Source organism: Methylobacterium sp. Leaf104 (assembly GCF_001422885.1).
In the GTDB taxonomy this organism is placed as follows: domain Bacteria; phylum Pseudomonadota; class Alphaproteobacteria; order Rhizobiales; family Beijerinckiaceae; genus Methylobacterium.
Genome location: NZ_LMMZ01000027.1, coordinates 1 through 2,910 on the forward strand (window position 1 = coordinate 1; position 2,910 = coordinate 2,910).

A 2,910-nucleotide genomic window follows, 5' to 3' on the forward strand; every position below is an offset into this window, starting at 1 on the left:
TGGAGGTGATCGAGGTGGTCAAGCGCGTCTCGGGACGCGATTTCGAGGTTCGCCTCTCGCCGCGCCGGCCGGGGGATCCCGCCCAGATCGTCGCCGAGGCGCAGCGCATCCGCGATCTCGGCTGGACCCCGCAGAACGACGACCTCGACCGGATCGTCGCCCAGGCCTTCGCCTGGGAAGAGGCCCTGACCCGGCGCAATCGCACATGAGGCGCTGGACGCCCGTCGTCCTCGCCGCGTTGCTCGGAGCCGGCGCAGCGCAGGCGGCGGGTGTCCCATTGCCGATCAAGCCGAGCTCGGCTGCGGGATTTGAATGATCATAGTGAGCTTCCTTAGGTCCTATACGGCCGCTGAGAGGTAGTACTTGTTCATCGGTTGGTCCGCCCTTTGGTGTGGCTTTTGAACCTGTGGAGTTTACCCGGTTTGTGGTCCACGGCCTATGCATGTTTTCGGGCTGTGACAGCTTGGTTGGCGAAGGCCCAGGGCGTCAAGCCGCCCAGGGCCGTATGGGGTTGGTCTTCATTGTAGTGGCACCTCCAGTCCTCGATGCGCTCTCGGGCATCGGCCACCGACAGGAACCACGAGGCGTTCAGACATTCCGCCCGTAGGCGGCCGTTGAACGACTCGCGTGTTGCCGTTGTCTGTCGGTTTGCCCGGTTGTGAGAAGTCGATCTCGACCCCGTTCAGGTACGCCCACTGGTCGAGCATGCGCCCGGCGAACTCCGGTCCATTGTCGACCCGTAGGCTCGTTGGACGACTGCGGAGCTTCACCAGTGCGTCCAGGGCCTCGATCACCTGGAAGGCGCGGAAGTTGGCTCTCGGTATGAGCGAGAGCGTCTCTCGCGTATGGCAATCGACGACCGTCAGGATCCGGAACGGACGCCCGTCGAACAGGCGGTCGGACATGAAGTCCATGGCCCAGACCTCGTTGGGGCCGCCAATCGCCGGTCGCCCCTGGCGGTAGCACCAGGCCCGTTTGCGTTTGGGCAGCTTGGGCCGGATCGACAGTCCCTCGTCGCGATAGATCTGGTAGGTGCGCTTGTGGTTCACCTTCCAGCCCTCCCGTCGCAGCAAGTCGTGTAGACGCCGGTGGGATTACCCCGTTTCTGTGGACGGTTAGGGGGCTTGGCTGTAACCGGGGCAGATCCCCGGGCGGTCATGCTGTTGCGGCGTGTCTGACGAGGTCCGGGAGGGGCGGGACGGTTGCACCGTCCGGGATGCCGAGGCGGTCGCCGAGGTAGCGGAAGAACGAGACGCCGAGCTTGGCGCAGGTCTTCATCAGGCCGAGCATGACATCGCGGGCGATGCGGCCGGCCTCGCTCATGGTGCCGCCGGAGATCTTGCGCTTGGTCACGCAGGCGCGGATGTCGTTTTCCGAGCCGTTGGTGTGGAGCGGGATTTCGGGCCGCTCCAAGACGCGCAGAAGCGCGGCCTTGTGCCGGTGCAGGCGGGCGAGCAGCCGGTCGAGCATCACCGCGCCGGTGGGGCGTCTGAAGATCCGGTCGAAGCGGGCGCGCAGGGCGCGGGCTCGTTTGGGACACGGGGCGCGCACCCAGGCCTTCAGGTCGGCGTAGAACCACCAGATCAGGGTGCGTGTGACGGCGATGGCCCTGCGCTGGGCCGCCGTGGTGGGGACCAGGGCGTGGACGAGACGCTCGGCATGGACCCAGCACAGGGCATGGGTGCCGACCCGGAACTGACCGGCCCCATCCGAGACGATCACCGTGTCGGGCAGCAGGCCATGATGCCGGATCGCGCCCCAGAGCGCGCCCTCGGTGGCGATCCGTACCGGATCGGGGGTGACCGCCCGCGCATCGAAGCCCAGGGCGGACAGATGCGCCTGCCAGCTCGCGGCATCGGCGAAGATCTTGACCGGATGCGTGGCGAGTGCCGCGAGGAAGGGGCCGGCGAGCGCGCGGGTACGCATGTACGCGAGCGCCGTATCGTCGACGACGTAGTCCTCGTATCCCGCCCGCAGCAGCGCGAGGAAGTTCAGGCGGGACTTCGCGGTGCCGGTGTGGAAGGCGGTGAAGCGCGCATCGCCGATCTGCGTGGTCACGCCGTCGGCCCGCGCGTGCCGGGCGGAGGTGTCGTCGACGCTGATCCAGGCCGCGCTCTCCAGGCCCGCGCGCAGGACCGCCCGGTCCTCGGCGACGAAGCGATCGAGCGGGCCGCACAGGAGACGGACCACCTGCCGCTTCGAGATCGTCAGCCCGAGCCCCGACAGCATCGCCGTCAGGCGCTCGCTCGTAACCTGACCCTGGACGTGGGCGGCCAGAAGGAAACGGCGCAGATGCGGTCCGAACCCGCCCGTGAGCCCCGGCGGCAGGGGGGCCACCACGCTCGTCCCGGACGGCGTGCACCAGCGCTCGCGCCGATAGCGGATCACCACCGCCTCCAGCACCAGGTCGCGCACGACGAGATCCTCGTAGCCCTTGAAGCGCGAGCCTTCCGGGACCGCCGCCTTCAGCACGACCTCGCGCGTCACCACGCATCGATCCCGCACCGGTCCGCGCCGCCGCCGTTTGCCTGGATCGGCCTGCGACCGCTCGCTCGCCGCCTCCATCCCGGACGGGGTCGGACGCGTCGGCGGCCGTGGTGGCAGGCCCTTCAGGCGCGCGACCTCGTCGTGCAACGCCCGGTTCTCGTTCGTCAACGCCCGGACCTGACCGATCAGGCCGACGACAAGCCCGCGAAGCTCGCTCAGCGATAGGGCATCCAGGCCATCGGGATCCGGCAGCGCCATGCCGCGTGTTGAATCACGCCCGAGCCAAACCGCAAAACGCCACCGCCCGGGGATCTGCCCCGGTTACGCTTGGCTGAGCCGGGTCTCAGGTGACGGGTGCGGCCGGGTCTCCTGCTCGTATACGACGGGCGAGCGGTATCCGAGCGCCGAGTGCCGGCGCAGCGG

The 2,910-nt window shown here is 68.6% G+C and carries 1 protein-coding gene and 2 pseudogenes; 1 reads left to right on the plus strand and 2 read right to left on the minus strand.

Translation table 11 applies throughout. From position 1 onward, the window contains the following. Window positions 1-209: pseudogene (locus ASF49_RS15205) on the plus strand (UDP-glucose 4-epimerase GalE); the annotation flags it as partial. A 227-nt stretch (window positions 210-436) separates the two neighbouring features. Here ASF49_RS15205 and ASF49_RS23180 read toward each other — a convergent pair. Both ASF49_RS23180 and ASF49_RS15210 read right to left on the minus strand, forming a co-directional pair. Further along, a pseudogene (locus tag ASF49_RS23180) lies at window positions 437-1,091 on the minus strand (IS3 family transposase); the annotation flags it as partial. Between the two features lie 64 nt (window positions 1,092-1,155). Beyond that, entirely contained in the window at window positions 1,156-2,745 is a 1,590-nt protein-coding gene (locus tag ASF49_RS15210) for an IS66 family transposase (protein ID WP_056474499.1), read from the minus strand. Between the last annotated feature and the right edge of the window lie 165 nt (window positions 2,746-2,910).